At 30.2% G+C, this 25,811-nt stretch carries 24 protein-coding genes and 1 other RNA gene; 20 read left to right on the forward strand and 5 right to left on the reverse strand.

Annotation, left to right across the window (positions count from 1 at the left end):
• Nucleotides 1–116 precede the first annotated feature (116 nt).
• Nucleotides 117–371 carry a YaaL family protein gene (locus J2Z76_RS11830; protein ID WP_209512274.1) on the forward strand — a complete coding sequence of 85 codons (255 nt, stop codon included), beginning with the start codon at nt 117–119 and terminating at the stop codon, nt 369–371.
• 38 nt (nt 372–409) lie between these two features.
• Here J2Z76_RS11830 and J2Z76_RS11835 read toward each other — a convergent pair whose 3' ends face one another.
• The gene (locus J2Z76_RS11835) at nt 410–652 is read right to left on the reverse strand and encodes a helix-turn-helix domain-containing protein (protein WP_209512275.1); all 243 of its coding nucleotides are present in this window, start codon (nt 650–652) and stop codon (nt 410–412) included.
• Nucleotides 653–1,034: 382 nt separating this feature from the next.
• Here J2Z76_RS11835 and J2Z76_RS11840 point away from each other — a divergent pair, with 382 nt between their 5' ends.
• Nucleotides 1,035–2,039, forward strand: coding sequence for an acyltransferase (locus J2Z76_RS11840; protein ID WP_209512276.1), 1,005 nt, complete (start codon nt 1,035–1,037; stop codon nt 2,037–2,039).
• Nucleotides 2,040–2,209: 170 nt separating this feature from the next.
• Here J2Z76_RS11840 and J2Z76_RS11845 read toward each other — a convergent pair whose 3' ends face one another.
• On the reverse strand, nt 2,210–2,785 hold the full coding sequence (locus J2Z76_RS11845; protein ID WP_209512277.1) for a hydrolase: 576 nt from the start codon (nt 2,783–2,785) through the stop codon (nt 2,210–2,212).
• Nucleotides 2,786–2,982: 197 nt separating this feature from the next.
• Here J2Z76_RS11845 and J2Z76_RS11850 point away from each other — a divergent pair, with 197 nt between their 5' ends.
• From J2Z76_RS11850 to J2Z76_RS11890, 9 genes are all read left to right on the forward strand, one after another.
• Nucleotides 2,983–3,732: an IclR family transcriptional regulator gene (locus J2Z76_RS11850; protein WP_209512278.1), complete on the forward strand. Its 750-nt coding sequence runs from the start codon at nt 2,983–2,985 to the stop codon at nt 3,730–3,732.
• A 311-nt stretch (nt 3,733–4,043) separates the two neighbouring features.
• Nucleotides 4,044–6,011: an NAD(P)/FAD-dependent oxidoreductase gene (locus J2Z76_RS11855; RefSeq protein WP_209512279.1), complete on the forward strand. Its 1,968-nt coding sequence runs from the start codon at nt 4,044–4,046 to the stop codon at nt 6,009–6,011.
• Complete coding sequence (locus J2Z76_RS11860; protein WP_209512280.1) at nt 6,004–6,993, forward strand: polyprenyl synthetase family protein; 990 nt, start codon at nt 6,004–6,006, stop codon at nt 6,991–6,993. Before J2Z76_RS11855 ends, J2Z76_RS11860 begins: the two co-directional genes overlap by 8 nt.
• A gap of 66 nt (nt 6,994–7,059) precedes the next feature.
• Nucleotides 7,060–8,136 (forward strand): hypothetical protein, encoded by a 1,077-nt coding sequence (locus J2Z76_RS11865; protein WP_209512281.1) that lies wholly within the window; start codon nt 7,060–7,062, stop codon nt 8,134–8,136.
• Between the two features lie 44 nt (nt 8,137–8,180).
• Complete coding sequence (locus J2Z76_RS11870) at nt 8,181–9,236, forward strand: FAD:protein FMN transferase (protein WP_342455042.1); 1,056 nt, start codon at nt 8,181–8,183, stop codon at nt 9,234–9,236.
• A 268-nt stretch (nt 9,237–9,504) separates the two neighbouring features.
• On the forward strand, nt 9,505–11,322 hold the full coding sequence (locus tag J2Z76_RS11875) for an ABC transporter ATP-binding protein (protein ID WP_209512282.1): 1,818 nt from the start codon (nt 9,505–9,507) through the stop codon (nt 11,320–11,322).
• Between the two features lie 32 nt (nt 11,323–11,354).
• A complete protein-coding gene (locus J2Z76_RS11880; RefSeq protein ID WP_209512283.1) occupies nt 11,355–13,184 on the forward strand; it encodes an ABC transporter ATP-binding protein in 1,830 nt (609 codons plus the stop codon).
• A 42-nt stretch (nt 13,185–13,226) separates the two neighbouring features.
• An RNA gene (gene ffs / locus J2Z76_RS11885) (signal recognition particle sRNA large type) lies at nt 13,227–13,491 on the forward strand.
• A 163-nt stretch (nt 13,492–13,654) separates the two neighbouring features.
• Entirely contained in the window at nt 13,655–14,173 is a 519-nt protein-coding gene (locus J2Z76_RS11890; protein WP_209512284.1) for an ECF transporter S component, read from the forward strand.
• Nucleotides 14,174–14,268: 95 nt separating this feature from the next.
• Here J2Z76_RS11890 and J2Z76_RS11895 read toward each other — a convergent pair whose 3' ends face one another.
• Nucleotides 14,269–14,661 carry a hypothetical protein gene (locus tag J2Z76_RS11895; protein ID WP_209512285.1) on the reverse strand — a complete coding sequence of 131 codons (393 nt, stop codon included), beginning with the start codon at nt 14,659–14,661 and terminating at the stop codon, nt 14,269–14,271.
• A 44-nt stretch (nt 14,662–14,705) separates the two neighbouring features.
• Nucleotides 14,706–16,067, reverse strand: a complete 1,362-nt coding sequence (locus tag J2Z76_RS11900; protein WP_209512286.1) for a GerMN domain-containing protein — start codon at nt 16,065–16,067, stop codon at nt 14,706–14,708.
• A gap of 243 nt (nt 16,068–16,310) precedes the next feature.
• Between J2Z76_RS11900 and J2Z76_RS11905 the strand changes: the two genes are divergently transcribed.
• The 8 genes from J2Z76_RS11905 to J2Z76_RS11940 all read left to right on the forward strand — a co-directional run bounded on the left by J2Z76_RS11905 (nt 16,311) and on the right by J2Z76_RS11940 (nt 22,570).
• Nucleotides 16,311–16,709: a hypothetical protein gene (locus J2Z76_RS11905; protein WP_209512287.1), complete on the forward strand. Its 399-nt coding sequence runs from the start codon at nt 16,311–16,313 to the stop codon at nt 16,707–16,709.
• A 65-nt stretch (nt 16,710–16,774) separates the two neighbouring features.
• A complete protein-coding gene (locus J2Z76_RS11910; protein ID WP_209512288.1) occupies nt 16,775–16,984 on the forward strand; it encodes a hypothetical protein in 210 nt (69 codons plus the stop codon).
• Nucleotides 16,985–17,287: 303 nt separating this feature from the next.
• Nucleotides 17,288–18,478 (forward strand): ABC transporter substrate-binding protein, encoded by a 1,191-nt coding sequence (locus J2Z76_RS11915; protein ID WP_209512289.1) that lies wholly within the window; start codon nt 17,288–17,290, stop codon nt 18,476–18,478.
• Nucleotides 18,479–18,593: 115 nt separating this feature from the next.
• A complete protein-coding gene (locus tag J2Z76_RS11920) occupies nt 18,594–19,472 on the forward strand; it encodes a branched-chain amino acid ABC transporter permease (protein WP_209512290.1) in 879 nt (292 codons plus the stop codon).
• A 3-nt stretch (nt 19,473–19,475) separates the two neighbouring features.
• Entirely contained in the window at nt 19,476–20,426 is a 951-nt protein-coding gene (locus tag J2Z76_RS11925; RefSeq protein ID WP_209512291.1) for a branched-chain amino acid ABC transporter permease, read from the forward strand.
• Nucleotides 20,427–20,438: 12 nt separating this feature from the next.
• A complete protein-coding gene (locus J2Z76_RS11930; protein WP_209512292.1) occupies nt 20,439–21,239 on the forward strand; it encodes an ABC transporter ATP-binding protein in 801 nt (266 codons plus the stop codon).
• A complete protein-coding gene (locus J2Z76_RS11935; protein WP_209512293.1) occupies nt 21,217–21,924 on the forward strand; it encodes an ABC transporter ATP-binding protein in 708 nt (235 codons plus the stop codon). The genes J2Z76_RS11930 and J2Z76_RS11935 overlap by 23 nt, the downstream gene beginning before the upstream one ends.
• Before the next feature lies 1 nt (nt 21,925).
• Nucleotides 21,926–22,570, forward strand: a complete 645-nt coding sequence (locus J2Z76_RS11940; protein WP_209512294.1) for a CBS and ACT domain-containing protein — start codon at nt 21,926–21,928, stop codon at nt 22,568–22,570.
• A gap of 77 nt (nt 22,571–22,647) precedes the next feature.
• Here the strand turns inward: J2Z76_RS11940 and J2Z76_RS11945 are convergent, their stop codons facing one another.
• A complete protein-coding gene (locus tag J2Z76_RS11945) occupies nt 22,648–24,627 on the reverse strand; it encodes an alpha/beta hydrolase family protein (RefSeq protein ID WP_209512295.1) in 1,980 nt (659 codons plus the stop codon).
• 144 nt (nt 24,628–24,771) lie between these two features.
• Between J2Z76_RS11945 and J2Z76_RS11950 the strand changes: the two genes are divergently transcribed.
• Nucleotides 24,772–25,806 carry a M42 family metallopeptidase gene (locus J2Z76_RS11950; RefSeq protein ID WP_209512407.1) on the forward strand — a complete coding sequence of 345 codons (1,035 nt, stop codon included), beginning with the start codon at nt 24,772–24,774 and terminating at the stop codon, nt 25,804–25,806.
• The last annotated feature ends 5 nt before the right edge of the window (nt 25,807–25,811 follow it).

Raw genomic sequence — 25,811 nt, forward strand, 5'->3', positions numbered from 1 at the left:
TAGTAAAGGCTATTTGTAAATTATTTAAAATAAATTTTATGGATTATTTAGTAAAATATGAATAAAAAACAATCATCTGTCTATAATAATATAAATGGAATAGGAGGTTGTTTGTTATGAATACTCATGGTAATAAAATATTTTATTTAAAGAACATTGCAAATAGCATCAAATCTCAAGACACTGAAGATTCAGTAGATGATATATATAGAAGTATAGAAAATGCGAGAAAAGAATGGGAAGATGCGAAAAATATTTTTGAAAATGTTACAAATCCAGACCTAATTGATTATGCTATCCATAAAGTAGATGCGACAGAAAAAAGGTATACATATTTGTTAAAACAAATAAAGAGCGGTAATATTTATTAATACATAATGATTTAAGGCGACCATAGGTCGCCTGTTTTTTATATTAGTTCTTGATCCAACGCATTGAAAATTTCGGTATTAAAAAAATAGTTTAAAGGAATTTCAAGACCATCACATATTTTTTTAATTAGTACAATCCCTACATCTTTTCTATCAGAGTCAAAAACGCTGTATACTGTAGATGGTGTTATACCTGATAAATTAGCTAATTTATTTACGGCTAACCCCTTTTCTGCACATAGTTCATTAATTCTTTTAATTACAGCTTCTTTTACGCACATAGCACACCTCCGTATATAAGTATTCATTAATTCAATGTAATTATTTTACCACAAATATGTCATAACGTATACGCTAAAACGTAAATTATTAATAAAATTGCAAAACAATTTATAAAATGAATGAACTTCCAACTTATTAAAGAATATTAATGCATAAATATTACATTGACGCATATATTGGTAAGAACTGTAATTAGTTAATATATAATATAAATAATTTATATTATTAAATTTATATTATTTATATTATATCAAAATAATAGCCATTGCAAAAACTAGTTTTAGGTGTTAAAATCATAAAGATACAACTAAATAATTAGAAAGAGACGTGATATAATTGAAATCTGATTTGAATGTTCTTACAATTAAAAGGGAGAAATTGTTGGAATTGGATTATATGAGATTTATAGCTTGTCTAGCTGTAATGATAGTTCATATTTCTGCAACAGGGGTTACGGATTATATTCATGGTAGTTTCCCTCATATAGTAATGACACTTTTAAACAGAAGTTTGAAGTTTACAACGCCAATATTTATTTTTTTAAGTGGTGTTACAGGCTTTTATGGGTATAGAAACAAAGAGTTTAAATATTTTGAATTTATTAAAAAAAGATTAACAAGGGTGTTAATTCCGTATTTGTTTTGGTGTGTGTTATATTATTTTGCATATATTAAATTTGGATTTTATGGCTTTGATATTAAATTTTTCTTGAAAAGTGTTGTTCAAGGCACTATGTCATATCATTTGTATTTTGTAATAATTATAACTCAACTTTATTTAATGGGACCAATATTTTATAATTTAGTAAAAAAATCGAAAAATAGAGTTAGATTACTTGTAATATCAGCAATTGTAACTTCTCTATGTGTTGAATATATAAGATTTAATTTATCGGATAGAATATTTTTAAAATATATGTTTTTTTATATGTTTGGTATATTTGTTACACTTGAGTATAAGAACTTTACTACATGGCTTAAGAAATATAAAGTTTATGCTATAATTGGATATATAGTTATAGGACTAGCTTATACTTTAGTTTCTTTTTATAACATGAAAATTTATTCATTTGTATGGTTTTCGTTTTCAACTGTATCGATATTATTTGTATATCTTGTTGGATTATTTGCAAAAGAAAAATTGCATAAATTGTATGGTTTTATTAAGGTTTTTGGACAAAGTTCATATTATATATATTTAATGCATCCGATTGTATTGACCACAATGATAATACTGGCAGCAGATAAAGGAATATTATCTGTTACAACTAGATTAATTATTTATTTTGCTGTAGTAATACCAGTTACAATTATTTCTTGTTTAACATTTACTATAGTGAAAAACAAAATAAGAGGTATTAGGAAAAAAGCAACAGCTAATGGTTAATTAGCTGTTCAGGCTTTTGACAAACCCCAATTTCTTCGTTGCTTCAAAAATGTTCAATCCTCACGTATTACGTATACGTTGCGGTTGCCCATTTTTTCGCGCCTTGAAATTGAACTTTGTCAAAAGCCTGTCATCTTGCTGACTTTGTCAGTAATCTGAACAGCTAATGGTTAATTAGCTGTTGCTTTTTTTTCTAGTTCTCTCATAGCTAGAATTGTTTGTTCGAATAAATAGTCTAGCTCCCAACCTAGCATTTCTGCTCCTTGAGCAATTACTTCTCTAGAACATCCTGCTGCAAAACTAGCAGATTTAAATTTCTTTTTAACACTTTTTACTTCAAGGTCTAAAACACTTTTAGAAGGTCTCATAAGAGCAACCGCGCCTATAAGGCCAGTTAATTCATCAATAGCAAATAAAACTTTTTCCATAGTGTGTTCAGGCTTAGCATCAACAGCGGTCAATCCATAACCATGACTGGCTACTGCATGAATAATTTTATCATCAATTCCTTTTTCTCTCATTATTTCTTGAACCTTAATACAATGCTCATCGGGATACATTTCAAAATCAAGGTCGTGTAAAAGTCCAACTATTCCCCAAAAATCTACTTCGTTTTCATAACCTAGCAGCTTCGCAAAATATTCCATTACTCCTTCAACTGTTGTAGCGTGTTGTATATGAAAGTCCTCTTTGTTGTATTCGTTCAATAACTTCCAAGCTTCTTCTCTTGTAATTTGATTGCTCATAAGAATTATCCTTTCTATATATATATATATTTAATTATATTTTATTAAGTTGTCAATGTCAATGAATTGCATAAATAATCCACAATTTTGTGTGAATTATTTGTTTTTGTGTTTAAATAATCGCCAAAAATTAGTTATTGATTTTATTACAAAGATATGTTAAAATTCTGTTAAAATACATTTAATGGGTGGAAATAATGGTACAATCTGTGGATAGGGCTATTTCTATATTGAAATGTTTTAATGAGAGAAAAAGAGAACTTAAACTTTCAGAAATATCTGATGAACTAGGGTTAAATAAAAGCACCGTTCATGGAATTATTAATACATTAAAACAACATGGATTGATAGAACAGGATGAAAAGACACAAAAATATAGGCTTGGATTATATCTAATAGGATTAGGAGAGTTAGTTGTTAGCTCTATAGACGTTAGGGCTATCGGTTATCCAATTATTGAAGAGGTATGTCAAGTTTTAGAAGAAACAGTACATGCTGTTGTGTTAGATTGTAATGATGTTGTTTATATTGATAAAAAAGAATGTGATAATTCAGTAAGAATATCTACAAAAATTGGTTCGAGAAGTCCGTCGTTTTGTACTGCAGATGGTAAAGTTATGCTTGCGTATTTAGATTTAAAAAAACAAAATATAATAATACCAGATGATATACCAAAGTTTACACCAAATACCATAACTGATAAAAATGAAATTATAAAAGAACTAGCTGTTACTAAAGATAGAGGATATGCAATTGACAATGAGCAATATGAGACGGGCTTAGTATGTGTTGCAGCACCGGTGTTTGACCATTCGGGTGCAGTTAAATATGCAATAAGTGTAACTGGTCCATCTTTAAGAATGACTCAAGAAAAAATAACTGAATCTATAAAAGTTTTAAAAGATGCAGCATATAAAATATCTTATGAAATAGGATATAGAAAATAGTAATAAATTATTTTTTTACTAAAATATGTAAATGCAGTTTGATAATGCTGAACCGACAGACGGGTTAATAAAAAATTTGATTTTAAAAGTTTAGAATTTAACAATTAAGCAATATAAGTATAAATAAAACCTATATATTAATATGTGATTTAATACTAAATGTAATACAATAAAATTTTCATAAAAGGTTTATATATGGTAAACAAAGGGTATAATAAATTTTAATCATATATAAATTCAGATTAATGTTTCAATTTTAATTGATTTAATATAATTTGATAAAATTGTCACTAAAAAATAAGGAGAGTGCTATGGGGACTAAGATTGTAGTTGTAGGTGCTGGTTATGCAGGAATTCTAACCGCTAAAAAATTAGCAAAGAAATTTAAGAAAAATAATGATGTTAGTATTACAATAATTGACAAGAATCCTTTTCATACAATGCTAACAGAACTTCATGAGGTTGCTGCGAATCGTGTTGATGAGGACAGTATAAAAATTAGTTTAAAAAAAGTTTTTGCAGGTAGAAAAGTTGATGTTAAGCTTGATACAATAAATTCAATTGAATTTGATAAAAAATTAGTTAATGGTAAAAATCAAAATTATGATTATGATTATTTAGTGTTAGCTGCTGGTTCAAAGCCTACTGATTTTGGAATTAGTGGTGTTAAGGACCATGCTTTCATGCTTTGGTCATATGAAGATGCAGTTAAACTTAAAGATCATATACAAGATATGTTTAGAAAAGCAGCTGTTGAAACAGATTTAGAAGAAAAGAAAAGACTATTGACTTTCCATGTTGTTGGTGCTGGATTTACTGGTGTTGAAATGATTGGAGAGCTTGCAGAGTATGTTCCTATTCTTTGCGAGAAGTATGAAATAGAAAGAGAACTTGTAACACTTGTTAATGCAGATGGATTATCTAGAACTGTACCAAATCTAGATGAAACTCTTTCTAAAAAGGTTGAGAAGAGATTAACTAAGATGGGCGTTGATTTACTTCTTAACAATTTTGTTCAAAGTGTTGGATCAGATTATATCGAAACTAAAAATGGAGATAAAATAACTCGTCACACTACTGGAACTGTTATTTGGGCAGCTGGAATTGAAGGTTCTGATATAACAACTAAGGTTACTAAACAGCTTGAAGGCGGTGGAAGAGGTCGTGTTAAGTTAGATCAATATTTGCGTTCTGTTGATGACGAGCATGTTTATGTTGTTGGAGATAACATGTTCTATATTTGTGAAGGTGAAGAGAGACCGGTACCTCAAGTAGTTGAAAATGCTGAACAAAGTGCAGAAACTGCAGCACACAATATTGAATGTGTAATCACAGGGAACGGTGAAATGCATGCATATCAACATAAAAATCATGGATTTATGGTTTGTGTTGGTGGAAGATATGGAGTTGCTAGCGTTGGACTTCCAAACCATATGTTTAAACTTCCGTCTTTCCTAGCTATGTTTGCAAAACATTTTATAAATATAGTATACTTTATTCAGGTATTGGGATGGAATAAAATATTTAGTTACATTAGACATGAATTTTTCACTATAAGAAATTGCAGAAGTTTCGTAGGTGGACACTTCTCAAATAGAACTCCAAGTTTTTTACTTGTTGCATTAAGAATTTGGCTTGGTTGTGTTTGGGTTTTTGAAGGAGTTATGAAAATTGTTGAAGGTTGGTTTACTTCACCTATGTTGACTGCATTCTTCGGTGGAGCAAATGCATGGTACAATAATATTGTTAGTGGGGGTAGTGCTACTGGGGCAGCTGATGGAGTGAGTGCAGCTACAGCTGAAGCAGCGTCTCAAGTTGCTGAATCGGTTGGAACAGCAATCTTAAACTTTGATTTTATTGGTTTGTTCCAAGTTATATTTGTTAGTGGAAAGGCTTTAGCTGAATCAACAATTAGCGATTTTGCATTTAAATTAAATGTACCACTTATGAATTGGTTTGTTGATACTTTAATTATGCCTAGTGATTCAGTTCAAATATTTATGCAAGGTTCTATAGTTGTAGCAGAAATATTGATTGGACTTGCATTAATTGGTGGGTTATTTACATTCCCTGCATCTGCATTGTCATTAATTCTTCAAGTTATGTTTGTTTGTACAACTGGATTGTATTTAAATACATTCTGGATGATATTTGCATCAATTGCACTCTTGATTGGCGCTGGTAGAACATTTGGCTTAGACTATTATGTTATGCCATACCTTAAAAAGAAATGGAAACAAATACCATTTGTGAGAAGGCTGTATATTTACAATGACTAATAAAGATATAAAAACAAAAGAAAATATTGATAATGTAAAGTTAATAAAATATGACGATGCGATAAAACTAGTAAAAAAAGAGGTAGATAGTGTTCTATCTTCCTCTCCTCGTGTAATTAGAGGTTATACTGAACATTTGATGGGTTCAAATGGTAAATTTATACGCGCTATATCTTTGATTGCATGTGCTGAGGATATAGATGGATTAGTACATCCAAATGCAATAAAATTTGCTGCCTCAATAGAATTGTTACATCTTGCAACTTTAGTTCATGATGATATTATAGATAATGCAAATTTGAGAAGAGGCTCCGTAACACTTCAAAAAAAGTATGGTAAGAGAACTGCAGTTATATGTGGTGATTACTTACTAGCGGTTTCCCTTAAGCTTGCAGCATCAATTAATAATAAAGAAGATTATCTTGAGTTAGATATGCCAGATTATATTACTAAAATTTGTGTTGGTGAACTAAGTCAACATATTAACAATTACAATTTAGATTTATCTGTTTATAGATATTTGAAAATAATATCAGGTAAAACCGCTGCTTTGTTTGAAGCTTCATTTTATGCAGGGGCTGTCTTATGTGAAACAGATAAAGTAAAGATAAATAAATATAAAGAGCTTGGAAGATATATTGGTATGATTTTTCAACTAACTGATGATTGCATGGATTTTGAAACAACAGAAGATGTCGCCAAAAAACCTGTACAATCTGATTATGAACAAGGAGTGGTAACTTTACCACTTATTTATACCTTTAAAAATATGTTAGGCTTTAAAGAAAAGGCAAGGAACAAGGAGGTAACAAGAGATGATATTAATAAGGCTGTTGTAAAGTCAGGTGGTCTTAATTACACTCATCTGTTATCAAAAAAGTATTATAATAAGGCTTTAGGATTAATAAATGAATTAGAAATTACACCTAGTAAAAAAGGAAGATTAATTGCGATTTTAAATAAGTCTTTTAGAGTACTATAAATCATGTATATATATCGGGTTATAACCGAATTTATATAAAAATTAAACATTTTATGGAGGAATTTAATGAAAAAGTTATTAGTATTATTATTGGTTTTAACTATGTCTTTATTTGTATTTGTTGGATGTAGTTCAGAAAAGCCAGTATCAGAAACACCAGCGACAGAAACACCAGCAACAGAGACACCAGCAACAGAAACACCAGCTACTGATGATTCAGTAAAAACTGGTATAGCAGTTATATCATCGATTGGAAAATCAACTGATGCTGCTGCAGACAAAGAAGGATTAGCACAAGTTGATTCAGTAGTAGTTGCAGTTACTGTAGATAATGAAGGAAAAATTGTTAAAGCGGCTATAGATACTGCACAAACAAAAATTAACTTTTCTACAGAAGGTAAAATAACTACTGATAAAGCAAGTGAGTTTAAATCAAAACAAGAGCTTGGTACTGAATATGGAATTAGCAAAGTATCTAAAATAGGAAAAGAGTGGAATGAGCAAGCTAATGCTTTAGCTGATTATGTAATAGGTAAAACAGTTGAAGAAATTAAAGGAATTGCTGTAACAGAAGATGGAGTTCCTACAGATGCTGATTTAGCTGCATCAGTTTCAATTAAAATTGGTGGATATATAGATGGAATTGAAAAAGCAGTTGCTAATGCTCAAGATTTAGGCGCTAAATCAAGTGATGAGCTTGGATTAGGAGTTTCTACTTCTATAGCAAAGTCTAAAGATGCTGCAGCAGATGCAGAAGGAGTAGCTCAAGCTTATACTTATTACACAGCAACAACTTTTGATGCTGATGGTGTAATAACAAGCTGTAGCATTGAAGCTTCTCAAAGCAATATAAATTTCACTACAGAAGGTAAAATTACTACTGATTTAGCAGCACCTTTAAAATCTAAAGTTGAATTAGGTGATGAATATGGAATGAAAAAAGCTTCTAAAATCGGTAAAGAATGGTTTGAACAATCAGATGCGTTCTCAAAATATGTTGTTGGAAAAACAGTTGAAGAAGTTGAAGGTATAGCTGTAGATGAAGATGGTCATACTACAGATGCTGATTTAATGGCTTCTGTAACAGTAGGAATTGGTGAATTCCAAGAAACAATAAAAAAAGCACAGGCAAATGCAAAGTAATAAATAAATTGTGAGGGGTAGTATTGCTACCCCTTATTTTTGAGGTGAAAAGTTTGTTAAAAAAAATTGCTGCAATTTTAATTGTAATTATAATGTTACTTAATCTATCAGCTTGTAATAAAAAGGAACCAACTCGTTATGAAGCTCAGTTTCTTTCTTTATTCGACACGGTTACAACAATTGTAGGTTTTGCAGAAAGCGAAGAAAAGTTTACAGAATATTCACAATTAATATATGATGATCTAAAAGAGTATCATGAACTATATGATATTTATAATGATTATGAGGGAATTAACAATATTAAAACAATAAATGATAATGCAGGAATAAAGCCAATAAAAGTTGATAAAAAAATAATTGACTTAATACTATTTGCTAAAGACGAGTATGTAGAGACAAGTGGAAAAACAAATATAGCTCTAGGTTCAGTACTAAGTATATGGCATGAATATCGTACTGAAGGTATAGAAGATCCAGAAAATGCAAAATTGCCTTCTATAGATAAGTTAAAAGACGCAGCAGAGCATACAGATATAAATAGTGTTATTGTTGATGAAAATAATTCAACTGTTTATCTTAGTGATCCTGATATGCGCCTTGATGTTGGAGCAATTGCTAAGGGATATGCAACTGAGCAGGTTAGCAGATTAGCAAAGGAAAAAGGATTAGTTTCAGCAATAATTAGTGTGGGTGGAAATGTTCGAGGATTAGGAAATAAGGCAGATACAAACGAACAATGGAGTGTAGGTATCCAAAACCCTAATAAGGAAAGTGAAAGTAATGTTTTAAAACTTGTATATTTATCTGATAAATCTTTGGTTACAAGTGGAAATTATGAAAGATATTATACGGTAAATGGTAAGAGATACAATCATATAATTAATCAAGAAACATTGTACCCATCAGAATATTTTGCATCAGTTTCGATTATTTGTATAGATTCTGGCAAGGCAGATGGTCTTTCTACAGCAATATTTAGCATGCCTTATGAGCAGGGCAAAGAGCTAATTGACAGTTTACCTGATACAGAGGCTATGTGGGTATATAATAATGGAGAAATAAAATACAGTGAAAATTTTGAAAAGCTTATTAAGGAATAATATATTTTGCTTTTCTGTATATATCATTTAATACCCTATTGTAGATATCATTTAATCTATATTATAGGGTTTTTTTATTTAAATTGACTAATACCAGAAGAAAGATATATTTCATTTGACAGTAATTAGAAAGTATAATAAAATGAATAAGTAATCTAAAAATAAGGTAGTGCATTTTAAATGAATACTAATTAGATCTAGTAGTAATGCATATTATACAACCCAAGGTATTTAAGCTTTGGGATTTTTTGGTAAGGGGGCATACGTAATGAAAGGTAAAAATAAATTGAGTTATAAAATATTATTTTCGTATGCGGATGGTTTGAAGAAGTTTTTATTTATATCTGCAGTTGCAACTGTATTGAGAGTTTTTGTTAATTTTATAACCCCACAAGTTATTAGAATTACAGTTGACTCAGTTATTGGGGATAAACCAATGAATTTTATTTCCCCTATTATGAATCTCATTGATTCAATTGGTGGTAGACAAGGATTAAGGGAAAACATCTGGATTAGTGCAGTAGCAGTGCTGATTTTAGCTGTAATTACTTGCATATGTGATTATATTGGAAGGGTTACTATAGCAAAGGGTTCGGAAGGAATAATAAAAAATATACGAAATGGGCTGTACGAACATATACAAAAACTTCCATATCATTGGCATGTAAAAAATCAAACGGGGGATATAATACAAAGATCAACGTCAGATGTTGAGGTGGTTAGGAACTTTATTTCTACTCAATTAGCAGAAATGTTTAGAACAATAATGCTTATAATTGTATCTTTAACATTGATGTTTTCTATGAATTTCAAACTCACGTCAATTGTACTTATTTTTGTACCGATAATTATAATATATTCGTCAATCTTTTATGGTATTTTATCTAGAAAGTTTTTAGTAGCAGATGAAGCCGAAGGGGACCTTTTTTCGGCGGCACAAGAAAATTTAACGGGAGTTAGAGTTGTTAGGGCGTTTGGTAGAGAAAAATATGAAATAGAAAGATTTTCAAAGAAAAATAGGGACTTTTCCGATTTGTGGGTTAAACTAGGATATCAGTTGGGATATTATTGGGGACTAGGAGATTTAGTAACAGGATTTCAAGTTATGACAATTATATGCGTTGGTGTAATTCAAGCTTCAAATGGTGTTATAACATTAGGAGAGTTCTTGGTGTTTGTTTCATATAATTCAATGTTGGCATGGCCAGTAAGAAGTTTTGGACGTATATTAGGTGAAATGAGTAAGACAAAGGTTTCAGTTACTAGAATTTGTGAAGTGTTGAATGAACCTGTAGAAGATGATGAGCCTGATAATATTTCTGTAGACATGAATAAAGATATTGAATTTAAAAATGTTTCATTTAAGTATGAAGGACCTGTTCCTGTAGTTAGTGACATTAGCTTTAAAATAAAAGCTGGTACCACTTTTGCTATATTAGGAGGTACTGGGTCTGGTAAAACTACACTGATGCACCTATTAAATAGATTGTATGATTTGCCAGAAAATAGTGGTACTATAACAATAGGTGGGGTTGATATAAGAAAAATAAAGAGGGATTATTTGAGAAGTAATATAGGAATGGTACTTCAAGAACCATTTTTGTTTTCTAGGACGATAAAGCAAAATATAAGCATAGTAAATCCAGATGCTGAAATAGATGAAATAAAGCATATTTCGGAAATAGCTCATGTTGATGAAGCTATAGAGAACTTTTCAAAGGGATATGACACTGTTGTTGGTGAAAGAGGTGTTACATTATCAGGAGGTCAGAAGCAACGTGTTGCAATAGCTAGAATGCTTTTGCAACAAACTCCAATAATGGTTTTTGATGATTCTCTATCAGCTGTTGACTCTGAAACTGATTCGAAAATTCGATCAGCATTAAAAGAAAGCAGAAAAAATTCTACAACGATATTGATTTCCCATAGAATAACTACATTGATGCAAGCTGATATGATTCTAGTTTTAGACAAAGGAAAGGTTGTGGATTTAGGAACTCACGAGGATTTAATTAATCATAGTGGGATTTATAAGAGCATATATGATGTTCAAATGAATATATCAGATGATAGTAGTTTGAGTTAATAACTAATAGTTAATAGAAATGAGGTGATTTTGTGTCTTATTATGAAGAAGAAGACAATAGTAAGAATTCGTTTAATTTAAGGGTATGGTTCAAGTTAAATAGATTTTTTAAGCCTTATACGAAAATGATGATAGGAATAGTTCTTTTTATGCTTGTATCTGCATTTATTGATATATTAATGCCTTTGTTTCAAAAACATGCAGTTGATAATTTTATAGTTCCAATGACCACAGTAGGACTAAATAAATTTATTATAATATATTCTTTATCTTTGATTATTCAGGTAATGACGGTTGTTATTTTTGCAAGACTTGCAATTATAGTTGAAATGCGCATGGGCTATGACCTAAGAGAAGAAATATTCACTCATTTACAAACTTTATCCTTATCATATTTCAATACAACACCTGTTGGATATATTATGTCAAGAGTATTGAGTGATACAAATAAAATTGGTTCGATGATAGCGTGGGGGTTAGTAGATATATTTTGGTCATTAACTTATGTTATAGGCGTATTTATAACTATGTTATTATTGAATGTTAAGCTAGCACTTTTAGTAATTGTTGTAGTTCCAATAATGGCTATTGTTACGGTTTATTTTCAAAAAAAATTACTTAGTACAAATAGAAAAATAAGAAAAATAAATTCTAAAATGACTGGTGAATTTAACGAAGGAATAACTGGTGCAAGAACAACAAAGACTCTAGTAATAGAAGACAAAAATCTACATGGTTTTACTAAGGTTACAGATTTGATGGAATTAAATTCTTTAAAAATGTCAAGACTAAATGCGGTGTTTATTCCCATTATAGTATTTTTTGGCTCAGCATCTACAGCTATAGTGTTATCAAGAGGTGGATATTTAGCAATGAATGATATGATTCTCTTGGGTACTTTATCTGCTTTTTTATCATATGCAATAGGTATATTTGAGCCAATCCAACAGCTTGCAAGGATATTCGCTGAAGTTGTATCATTGCAGGCAAATATAGAGAGGGTAACGGAACTGCTAGAAAAGGAACCGCTAATTAAAGATACAGAAGAAGTAATTGAAAAATATGGAGATAATATTAATCCCAAAAAAGAAAACTGGGAAACTATAAAAGGCGAAATAGAATTTAGAAATGTAACTTTTAAATATCCAGATGGTGATGAAGAAGTTCTAAAAGATTTTAATTTAAAAATTCCAGCAGGGACTAATGTAGCAATAGTTGGTGAAACTGGTGCTGGAAAGAGTACACTTGTAAACTTAGCATGTAGGTTTTTTGAACCAACACAGGGCGAAATATTAATTGATGGTAAAAATTATAAAGAGAGGTCGCAGCTGTGGTTACATTCTAATTTAGGATATGTACTTCAAAATCCACATTTATTTTCTGGAACAATTAGAGAAAATATTCGTTATGGAAAGCTTGAAGCCTCAGATGAAGAAGTTGAAAAGGCTGCACAAATAGTATCAGCAGATACCATAGTTGATAAACTTGAACATGGATACGAATCAGAGGTAGGTGAAAACGGTGATAGGCTTTCAACTGGAGAAAAGCAGCTTATATCATTTGCAAGGGCAATATTAGCAGATCCTAAAATATTTGTACTTGATGAAGCTACTTCGTCAATCGATACTCATACAGAAAAGCTTATACAAGATGGAATAGAATATTTGTTAAAAGGTAGAACTTCATTTATAATTGCACATAGGCTTTCAACGATTAAAAAAGCGGACATAATATTAGTTGTTAAAGATGGAAAAATAGTAGAACAAGGCACACATAAAAGCTTAATTTCTAAAAGAGGGTATTACTACATGTTATATACAAAACAATTCGAGGAGGAAAAAACCTTAGAAGTTTTGAAATAATTGACATTGACAGTTGGTTTGATTTATGTTAACATAGCTATACTGTGCTACATGGGGAGGTAGCGGTGCCCTGTACTTGCAACCCGCTATAGCAAGGTGGAATTCCCTTTTAGAGGCTAAATTTGTGAGGTCTGACTTTAACAAGTGGTGTTGAGAGCTTGGTCTTGCGCAATAGGATCCTATGAACCCTGTCAGGTCCGGAAGGAAGCAGCAGTAAGTAGACCATCCTGTGTGCCGCGAGGTAGCTGGGTTTGAGCTAACTATTAGAGTAGCGCTTGTGAATTTTTGTCGACAAAAGGGTGCACAGTTTTAAAATGATTTAATTGGTAGGTAAATCCTACCTTTTTTATTTGTCTTAAAATCTGACATTAATAAAAAGTGTAAAACTGTATCTTTTAAAAGGTACAGAATTATATATAATAAATTTAGACATAATATTTATGTTATAAATATTTGAAAGAGGTAGAGATATGAATGATGAAAAAATTAAAAATATGATTTATACATCATTGCTTGCGGCTCTTATATGCGTTGCAACTTTCACAATTAAGGTTCCATCTGTAGTAACAAACGGATATGTTCATTTAGGTGATGGTTTTATATTTATTGCTGTTATTTTATTAGGCAGTAAAAATGGTGCATGGGCAGGTAGCATTGGAGCATCATTAGCTGATTTGCTAGGTGGATATAGTCACTATGCAATACCAACTTTTATAATCAAAGGAATTATGGTTTTGATTATGGGTTATATAATAAAGAAGATTCCTGGAAATAGTAGATTTAAATGGGTTGCAGGCGCCTTGGTAGGAAGTGTATGGCAGATAATTTCGTATTATGTTGTTGGATCTGTTATGGTTGGAAGTTTCATTTCAACAATCATGGATATACCAGGAAATATTATCCAGTCTATATTTGGAATAATAGTAGCAATAATTTTTGTTGCAGCATTTAAAAAAACTTCTATTGGGCATAAAATAATTAATGAGTAAAAATAAAGATAAAAAGTACACATAAAAATGCTCACCCTGCAATATCAAATATCGCAGGGTGAGTTTAATAATTAAAATGTAAATTATTACAATTGTTAAGTTTCTTTTGTGAATTTTGTTTTACATTGTTGGCATGTGACTATAATTTTTCCTTTTCCTTTTGGTGCTCGGAGAATTTTATTACAGTTAGGGCATTTGAAATATTTATATATTTTATTTCCTCTTACCATATTATATTTTATTTTTAACCATGAACGCGTTGGGTTCCAATATTCAAGAAATTTATAATTTTCCTTTTTTCTAGAAGAAATATTTGTGGAAAGCATTCTAAATATGCATATACCAAATATGAAATATGTTGTTAGCATTAATATAGATGAAGTTAAAATATCACCTATAAAAGTTATTACCATTCCAAATATTAAAATTCCCATATTAAGTTGATCTATACCATTTCTTCCTATCATAAAATTTCTAAACCAATTCATAAATCCTCCTTGTGAAATATTTATACATCAAATTATTTAATTAATTAATAAACAGTTTCAGGATTTATAAATTCAGGAGGAATTAAAATTCCTGATAAATCTTTATCCTTGATAAAGTTTGTCAATGGTTTGCTATTTACTGTTATTTTTAGACTATCAATAGTAGGGATAGTTGTAAATGTGTATATAAGGGATTCAACCATCATTGATCTTAAATCATTTTTTCCCTTATAAGAATTTAAAAACTCATCGTTAAAATCTAGTATTAAAGTGCTTCCTTCAATTTTTGTATTTTGAAGTTTTATATTTTTTGGAACAGGACTTCTTGCATAAGATAAATCTGTATTTGAATATACATCAAATAATTTTTGTGCTTTAATTTCTAACATATCATTATCTGTGATTCCTGACTTTTTCATGTCTACCTTTGAATCAAACAAATAATACCTATCGTTTATCTTATACGCTAAATAAATTAAATAATTATTTTCTTCATTTGGAAGATTTTTTAAATTGTTTATTCCATAGAAGTAATTTTCTATTTCCTTTCTGTCTACGGTGAATGAAATATTGTATATAGGCCAATATCTATCAACTGCAAATATTGATTTAATAAAAGCTTGATATGACAATAAACCTTCAGTACTTGAATTGTTATATTGTAAATAGCTGCTTGGTAAATCAATTAATATATTACCATTGTTATATGTACAGTTTGATACATCACCGACAACAGTTTTCATATTAATATTTGTAGGACCATTTTGAAGTTGTTCAATTGCCATTCTTGTTAATGACTTATCTTCAACAACAAATCTTGTAACGGGGATTAATATATCTCTATTTTCAGTTGTAAAGTATAAAGTTAATCCCTTGGTATTAGGTAAAGCTGAATTCAAAGCAGAAACATAAGACCCACCTGTATCATAAGTAACTTGAATAGAAATAGATGAATTATCTAAATTGTTAATTAGATTAGATGAAAATATTATTTTGTATGTACCATCATCTAAATCTAAATTTTTTTGACTTATATCCATAGTTGTAATCATTGGATTATCTTTAGTTATTGTAAATTCAGTATCTGATGGGGTTATTGATACAAGCTCTAAATCATTAATGTTATCACGCATTAATTTGTCATCCTGATAAATTGATGCTGTAAAAATATTGTTGTTGTAGTTTTTTATAATTTCAACTTCTTGAGAAATATGTTTTATAACAATAGATTCTGGATTTAATAATATTTTGTTATTATTTTCAATGTTTAAATTTAATGTGCTAGTATCTTTAGGTGTTTCAATCTCAATAGAACCTTTATAATCAATCGGTGATAGTTTTAAAGAATAAGTAGATGATAAAAAACCTATTAAAATTATTAATATTGAATTTAGTAGTACCCTCATATAAATATCCTTCCTTCATAAAAACATATAATAACATTATATACTAAAGTATAAGAAAAACAAATACAAATAAGAAAAAAATTCTGAAATATAAAATTTATTAATTAAAAACTTATAAATTAAAAAAATCACCCAAAATATTTTATACATTTTTATACAGTTTGTAAGGTAAATTAAGTAAATAAAATGGTTACATTAACCAATTTAAGTCATATAATAAATTAAAATGTAAATGAGGTGGTTATGTTGCATAAAAAAGAAACAGACTTAAATTCTTTGTTGAAAATGCAAGATGTTATAGATATATTATATAGAATTAATAGAATAAAAGATAACTCGTATGACCAAAATCTCAAAGGGCAGTTGGATAATATGCCACCGTTAGATAGAGCTCAAAATATTATTAAGTATATTTCTAAAAATAGTGATGACATGACAAAGAAAAATGCTGATATTTTCATTAATATATTGAAAAATATAAATGAAGTAAATCATAATGGAAGTAATTTTAGAAATCGAAACAATAATAAAAATCATAAGATATATAGAACTAACTCTAACCCTCGAAATTACCCAATAATTGATAATAATTCTTTTGTAGAAAAAATAAAAAATATTTTAAAATTATTAAATGATGAATAATCAAGTAACATTTATATGGGGTTAAGAATAATATATAGAAAATAAATAATTAGGAGGTAACATAAATGTTTCAAAATATATTAGGGTATGGAGATAATGGAGATAGTTTGTTGTGGTTTTTCCTCTTATTAGTAGTGTTTGCTTGCTTCTGTGGGGGAGATAATGGATTAGTAGGCGGCATTGGAGGAATGGAAGGAGATTCATTATTATTTTTCTTCTTGCTTTTAATCGTTTTATATTGTGTATTAGGAAACAATGATGATTGTGGCTGCTAATAAGTAACCAACATTCAATACTTACTATCGTGTATTATCAAAAAGCTTCTTGGGTTATTCCTGAGAAGCTTTTTGATTTCTATACAATACATCAAAAATGTATTTGATATAAGTACATAAGTATGTTTCACAAAGGCTTAAATTGTATAAATAAATAAAATTTTATAATTTTAATATTTGACGTATAATTATTTTTAATTTAAAGATAAACGAAAATATTAATTAAATTGTTGTTGACAAAATTATAAAAATGTATTAATATAAATTTCAAATTCAAAAAAACAAGGTGGTGTATTATTCAAAATGAAAAAAATTCTTTTAACATTACTATCAGCAATATTAGTAGTGGGATTATTATCTGGATGTAGTAAAGATGATGCAAATGGTGGAAGTTCAGATGCTGATAATGCTGCAAAAGAGGTTAAGGTAGGTATAAATTATGAATTATCAGGTGATGTTGCGTCTTATGGAGAAGCATCTGTAACTGGTATTATGATGGCGTTTGATGAAATTAACGCTTCTGGTGGAATTAACGGAATGCAAATAGTACCAGTACAGATTGATAATAAATCAGATTCAGCAGAAGCTACTACTGTAGCAACTAGACTTATGACAAAAGAAAAAGTTGTTGCTAGTCTTGGACCTGCAACTTCAGGTAATTTTATGGCAACTATCCCTGTAGCTATGGGAAATAAAATTCCAGTTATATCTGCTTCAGCAACTGCTGATGAAGGGGTAACTGTTGATGCAAAAGGCAATGTTAATGAATATGTATTTCGTCTTTGCTTCAATGATTCTTTCCAAGGTGTAACAATGGCAAATTTTGCTTCAGGTAACCTTAGTGCAAAGAAAGCTGTTATTATACAAGATAAATCAAGTGATTATGCAGAAGGATTAGCAGAAAATTTCGTTTCGACTTTTGAAGCTTCTGGTGGAACAATAGTTGCTCAAGAAGGATATGTAGCTAAGGATAAAGATTTTAATGCTATTTTAACAAAAATTAAAGGACAAGATTTTGATGTTATTTTTCTTCCAGGATATTATCAAGAAGCAGGACTTGTTATTAAACAAGCTCGTGATTTAGGAATCAAAGCTCCAATACTTGGTGCTGATGGTTTTGATTCGCCAGTACTATTAGAACTTGCTGGTGCTGAAGCGTTGAATGATGTATACTTCTCAAATCATTATTCATCAATAGATCAAGATCCAATGGTTCAAGATTTTATTAAATCATATACTGAAAAAAATGGTTCAGAACCTAATGCATTTAACGCTCTTGGTTATGACCTTGGAAAATACATTGCTGATGCAATTAAGCGTGCTGGTTCTAATGATCCAGTTGCAATTAAAGATGCTCTTGCGTCAACAGAAAATTTTGCTGGTGTAACGGGTTCGTTCAGCATGGGTGCAGACCACAATCCTATTAAGTCAATAGTGGTTATTGGTTTGGAAAATGGTGTACAAGCAACAAGCGTTAAAGTAGATCCAAAATAACAGTATTCTCAAAATTTAAATTGAAGAAATATTATAATAATTAAGTTAGTGAGAATTGTCTTGCTAACTTAATTGTTTAAATTGATAAATTATAAGGTTATGGAGGTGCAAAGCCTTGGAACAATTTTTACAACAAATGGTAAATGGCATTTCGTTAGGTAGTATATATGCCTTAATTGCCTTAGGTTATACAATGGTTTATGGAATAATAAAACTTATTAATTTTGCTCATGGTGATGTTTATATGATAGGTGCATATGTTGGATTTGCAGTAACTACATATGCAAATTTAGGTTTTTTTCCAGCACTTATTATATCAATGGCGTCATGTGCAGTTTTAGGAATAGTTGTTGAAAGAATAGCGTATAAGCCGCTTAGAAATTCTTCTAGGATAGCGGTATTAATAACGGCTATAGGAGTATCATTGCTTTTGGAATACGTAATGATGTTTTTCGTAGGAGCAGAAGTTAGGTCTTATCCAAAGCTCTTGTCAGATAAGGCTATTAACTTAGGAAATATAGTTATTAATATGCAACAAGTATATATTGTAGTTACTTCTGTTGTTCTCATGATAATACTTCAATTTATTGTTAATAAAACAAAGATTGGAAAATCTATGCGTGCTGTTTCAGCAGATAAGGATGCTGCTCAGCTTATGGGAATAAAGGTTGATAAAACAATTTCATTTACATTTGCAATTGGTTCAGCATTAGCTGGAGCTGGTGGAGTTTTAGTAGGAATATATTATAATTCAATCGATCCATTAATGGGTGTAATGCCAGGGCTGAAGGCATTTGTTGCAGCAGTTTTTGGTGGCATTGGAAGTATCCCTGGTGCAATGATTGGTGGACTGTCTATTGGAGTTATGGAAACCTTAGTTTCTGGATATGGTAATTCTATGTACAGAGATGCAGCCGTTTTTGCGTTTTTAATTATAATATTGATTCTGAAACCATCTGGTCTTCTTGGAAAGAATACGAAAGAGAAGGTATAGCTTATGAAGGTATTAACAAAAAAGAACATAATGATTCTGATTGCAATAGTAATAACATATGTGGTTGTTCAAGTCCTTATATCAACAGGTATTATAGATAGTTTTTATGAAATAACAATTGCAACAATTTGTATTAATATTATTCTTGCAGTTAGCTTGAATTTAGTAACTGGTTTTACAGGACAGTTTTCTTTGGGACATGCGGGATTTATGTCAATAGGTGCTTATGTTTGTGCAATTATTAATTTACAGATGAATTCTACTACTGGACTTTTAATAGGTATAGTTTCTGGAGCAATTTCAGCAGCAGTTGTTGGAATAATAATAGGTATACCAACCCTTAGACTTAAAGGAGATTATTTAGCAATTGCTACATTAGGAATGGCTGAAATAATACGTGTTATATTTTTAAATATGGAAATAACAAATGGTGCTGCTGGGTTAAATGGAATCCCAAGGTTTACAAATTGGTTATGGTTGTTTTTCTTTACTACAGCCTCCATTTTATTGATAAATAATTTTATTAATTCATCACAAGGTCGTGCATGTATTTCAATTAGAGAAGATGAAATTGCTGCTGAAGCTATGGGAATTAATACAACTAGGTATAAGGTTATGGCTTTTGCTGTAGGTGCTTTTTTTGCAGGAGTTGCAGGTGCACTTTATTCATCATATTTTTATTTTATTAAGCCAAATATTTTCGGTTTTCAAAAATCTGTTGATATTTTAGTAATAGTGGTATTAGGTGGAATGGGAAGTGTTACAGGTTCAGTGATTGCAGCTATACTTCTTGCAGTATTAACGACATTTTTACAATCATATTCAGAAGTTAGAATGATTGTTTACGCGCTCCTTTTAGTTGTTATCATGCTGTTTAGACCTCAAGGTCTCATGGGTACAAAAGAAATTAGCGATATGTTTAAATTCGGTAAAAAAAGTAGTAAAGTAAAGTAGGGAGGTGCCGATATGTCATTACTTTCAGTTGAAAAATTAACCAAGTCCTTTGGTGGACTCACTGCTGTTTCTAATGTAAATATGTATGTTGAAAAGGGAGAGCTAGTTGGACTTATAGGGCCAAATGGTGCTGGAAAAACTACTTTGTTCAATTTGCTTACAGGTGTGTATGTGCCTACAACAGGTAGCATTAAGTTAGATTTAAATGGTAGCGTCAAAGAACTGGGTGGTCTTAAACCATATAATGTAACCAAAGCAGGATTAGCAAGAACATTTCAAAATATTAGATTATTTAAAGACTTAACAGTTATGGACAATATTAGAATTGCTATGCATCAAAATATAGATTATAAATTACCAGCTGCTTTTCTTAGGTTTAATAAATTTTATAAAGAAGAAGAGCGAATGTTAGAGGAAGCAGACAAATTGCTTGATATTTTTCATTTATCAAATAAAAAAGGGGAATTGGCTAAAAATCTACCATATGGGGAGCAAAGACATCTTGAAATAATAAGAGCATTAGCTACCAAACCCTCGATTTTACTTTTAGATGAACCAGCTGCTGGCATGAACCCAAACGAAACAAAAAATCTTACAGATACTATAGCACAAATTAGGAAAGAATTTGACCTTACTGTTATGTTGATAGAGCATGATATGTCTTTGGTTATGAAAATCTGTGAGCGTATTTATGTTTTGGATTATGGAATGATGATTGCTTCAGGGATTCCATCTGAAGTAAGAGCAAATAAAAGGGTTATAGAAGCCTACTTAGGGGAGGATGTAAGCGATGCTTCAAATAAAAAATCTTAATGTTCATTATGGAGTTATACACGCCCTAAAGGATGTTAATTTAACAGTAAATAAAGGCGAGATAGTTACTTTAATTGGTGCCAATGGAGCAGGAAAAACTACTACACTTCGTACGATTTCTGGGTTAAATAAAGCTACATCTGGTGATATTATTCTTGAAGGTACAAATATAACTAATCTTCTTGCTCATCAAAGGGTAGAAATGAAAGTTTCGCAGGTTCCTGAAGGTAGAAGAATTTTTCCGGAAATGAGTGTACTTGAAAACTTAGAATTAGGTGCATTTTTAAGAAAAGATAAAAATGAAATAAAAAAGGATATAGACCATGTTTATGATTTATTTCCGATTTTAGGAAAAAGGAAAAAACAAACTGCAGGTACATTGTCAGGTGGTGAGCAACAAATGCTTGCTATGGGTAGGGCATTAATGTCTAGACCTAAAATACTACTTTTAGATGAACCATCAATGGGACTTGCACCACTTTTAGTTCGAGAAATATTTGAAATAATCAAAAATATAAATAGTACTGGTACTACTATATTATTAGTAGAACAAAATGCTAGAATGGCATTGTCCATTGCGCATAGAGCATATGTAATTGAAACAGGTTCAATTGTGTTAAGTGGAACAGGTGAAGAACTATCGAAAAGCGATGAAATACAAAAGGCGTATCTAGGAGGCGAATAACATGTATGTAAAAAGTAGAATGACTGCAAATCCATATACTATAGCATTTAACTCACCTATAAATGAAGTTATTGAATTGATGAGAGAACACGACCTTAAAAGGGTACCCGTTGTTGATGGTGAAAAAGTTGTTGGAGTATTAACGCATAGTGATTTACAGAAGGTATCACCTACTAAGGCAACAACATTAAGCATTTATGAATTAAATTATTTATTGTCTAAAACTAAGGTAAGTGATGCAATGACTAAAAATGCAATAACTATATCACCGGATGCTTTATTAGAGGAAGCCGCCCTCATTATGAGAGAGAATAGAATAGGTACATTGCCAGTAGTAGATAATAATAAAATTGTCGGAATTATAACAGAGAGTGATATATTTGATGCGTTTATAGAGCTCTTAGGATTTAGGGATGAAGGTAGTAGAATTACTGTAGAGGCATTAGATGTACCAGGAGCACTAGCTGATATAGCAGAAATATTTGAATCATTTAATTCTAATATTACACATGTAGGAACGTACAGACATGATGATGGAAAGAGTGATGTAGTAATTAGAACTAATTCAATTGTCACTGATGAATTAGAGAAAAAACTAGAAGAACACGGTTATAAAATTTTACATATACTAAAAAATGTAAAATAAATATTTTTTATATTGTAGATAAAAAGGTACGCGTATGCGTACCTCAGGCTTTTGAAAAACCCCAATTAAAATAATGTCTATTTCAAATATTTTTCAAACCAATTGGTTATTTCTTCCAATCTTCTAACTCTATGTTTTGGTTTTCCACTTCGGCTTAGTTCATGGTTTTCACCTTTAAATAAACAAAGTCTCGCATCAACACCATGATATTTAAGTGCAGTAAACATTTGAAGCCCTTCAGCTAACCAGCATCTATAATCTTCTTCAGAGTGAATAAATAATGTAGGGGTTACAGCTTGATTAGCATATTTAATAGGTGAATGCCACCACATTTTTTCTACATTATCCCAAGGAGAAGATTGATTTTGGTCTGTATTGAAATAATAACCAATATCAGTTGTACCAAATTTTGAAATCCAATTTGCTATACTCCTTTGAGAAGCAGCACATTTAAATCTATCAGTATGACCAATTATCCAATTTGTCATGAATCCACCATATGAACCACCAGTCACACCTATACGTGTAGGATCAATTTGAGGATATTTTTCTAGAATTAAATCAGTAAACTTCATTAAATCATCATAATCAATTGTGCCATATTTTCCTCTAATATCTGCAAATTCATCACCTCTGCCATCACTACCGCGTGGATTACAGAAAAATACGAAGTAACCTTCATTAGCCCAATATTGCATTTCATGAAAGAAAACAGAGCCATACACTGTTTTAGGGCCTCCATGTATGTTTAAAATACCAGGATACATTTTGTTTTTATCATAATCAACAGGTTTTAATATAAATCCTTCGATTGTGTTGTTGTCATTTATAAACTCAATAAATTCAGGTTTAATTATATTTTTTGTTTCTATAATTATTTCATTAAATTTTGTCATTTGAGTTTCTATACCTGCTTTTAAAGTATATAATTCTTGAAGTTTATTTCCTCTAAGTCCTATAAACAATATTCCATCATCGCAAATATCAAAACAATCTACTGAGCCATTGTCTTTAGTTAATTTTTCGACTGTTCCATCAAGTGATAATTTTTTAATAAAAGAACTTTTTGATTCAGTGGAAACAAAATATATAGAGTTATTGTAGATTCTCACATCTTTTCCGCCGCTTAATCTACAATCAGAGCCTACTGAATTATGCATACCAAAATCATGTTCAAGTAAAAGTTTTATATCACCATTTTCAATTTTATAAATGTTACAATTTTGATTTATACCAAATTTGTCCATGAGAGAACCGCAAAATACTATGTTATCTCCTATGAATTCAGCAAAGTCAATGCTGTATTCACCATCTTCAATTACACAAGTAGCTTCTTTAGAATATAAATCATACATGAAAAGTCCTGTAGTTTGCTCTTTTTTGTTGGTGAAATTTTCTGATATGTAAAGAGCCACTCCATCTCTTACACTACATAAGGTTATATTTTCAAATTGCTTAGATATAGGAGTTAAACTGTTAGTTCCTTTGTCATAAAGATAAAGTCTGTTTCTTTTTTTATTAGTGAAACCTTCTCCATTAGACCAAAATGGGATTTCATCCAAAACCTCATAGTCCTTATTTTCTTTTATAATATCGATAGCTTTTGTTTTTTCATCACCTATAAGTGAATGTAAATTAATTCCATAGTGGTCGTAAATTGCAGTTATTAAAAATTTGTCTTCTGCTATAATTTGAATATCAGATACTACCATTGGTATTCTCATGTATTCTTCAGCTTCCCCGCCGTTGATATTAATTGAATAATAAGATGTCCATTGCTCACCCTCTTTAATCTTCTCTTTTAATTTTTCATCTCTAGTACTAGGAAATAAAAGAATATCATTATTTAGCCATATAAAGTTTTTTTCATTATTCATTGTTGTAAGTTTTTTGTATACATTTGAAAGACAATTATAAATCCAAATATTGGATAAGTATTTATTTTCATCATAATCAGATGAATTAACAACAAAAGCACCAAACTTTTTATTAGGAGATAATTCTAATCCTGATAAATACTTATAATCCAAGAAATCTTTTAATTTTAAATTTTCCATATATTACCCTCCAATATACATTTTAATTATTATTATTATTATATATCTATGAAAAGAATATTGCAAATGAAAACAATAAAGTACTGTGCAAATTATGCGCATGGTAGTATAATAAACAAAGATAATGAAATTGGGGGATTTATAATGGTTAAATTAAATAGAGAATTTACAATTAATACATTAGAAGAAATAATAAATATACCAAGTCCATCTGGTTATTGTAAAAATATTGTTGGTCACATAGAATCCATATCTAAAAATCTTGGATGTAAGTTTGAAAAAAATAATAAAGGAAACTTAATTCTAGAAATTGAAGGAAAAGATAACAGTTATTGCGTTGGAATTCCAGTTCATGTAGATACGTTAGGTGCTATGGTTAGATCTGTAAATAGTGATGGAACTTTAAGGATATCTACTATAGGAGGTAATATTTTTTCAACTCTTGATGGAGAGTACTGCAACATACATACAAGATGTGGCAAAATATACACAGGTACTATCCTTTGTAATTCACCATCAATTCATGTTTATCCTGATGCAGCAAAAAAGGAAAGAATAGAAGAAAATATGATGGTCAGGTTAGATGAAATTGTTAGTAATAAAAGTGAAGTTGAAAAACTTAACATAATGACAGGTGATTTTATTTCAGTTGAACCTAAATTTCAGATAACTAAGTCGGGGTTTGTAAAATCAAGATATTTAGATAACAAGGCAGGAACTGCTTGTGCACTTAGCATAATTGAAGTTTTCAAAAGACTTAATGAAAAGCCAAATTATAAAGTGAAAATAATTATTTCTACCTATGAAGAAGTTGGGCATGGATGTTCAAATATTCCTGAAGATATAGATGAATTGATAGGAATTGACATGGGATGTGTAGGTCTTGATTTAGCATGTACAGAAAGAGAGGTTTCCATTTGCCCTAAAGATGGTTCTGGTCCATATGATTATGATATAACTAGTAAACTTATAGAAATTGCAAAAATAAATAAACTAGGGTATGCAGTTGATATATATCCCATGTATAGCTCAGATGTTTCAGCATCGCTTAAAGGTGGGAATAACGTAAAGGGTGGATTAATAGGACCTGGAGTTAATGCTTCTCATGGCATGGAGAGAACCCATATTGATGGTATTGAGAATACTATTAAACTTATATATTTATATTTGACAGATTAAGCATG

The organism is Sedimentibacter acidaminivorans (assembly GCF_017873955.1).
GTDB classification, from domain to species: Bacteria; Bacillota; Clostridia; order Tissierellales; family Sedimentibacteraceae; genus Sedimentibacter; species Sedimentibacter acidaminivorans.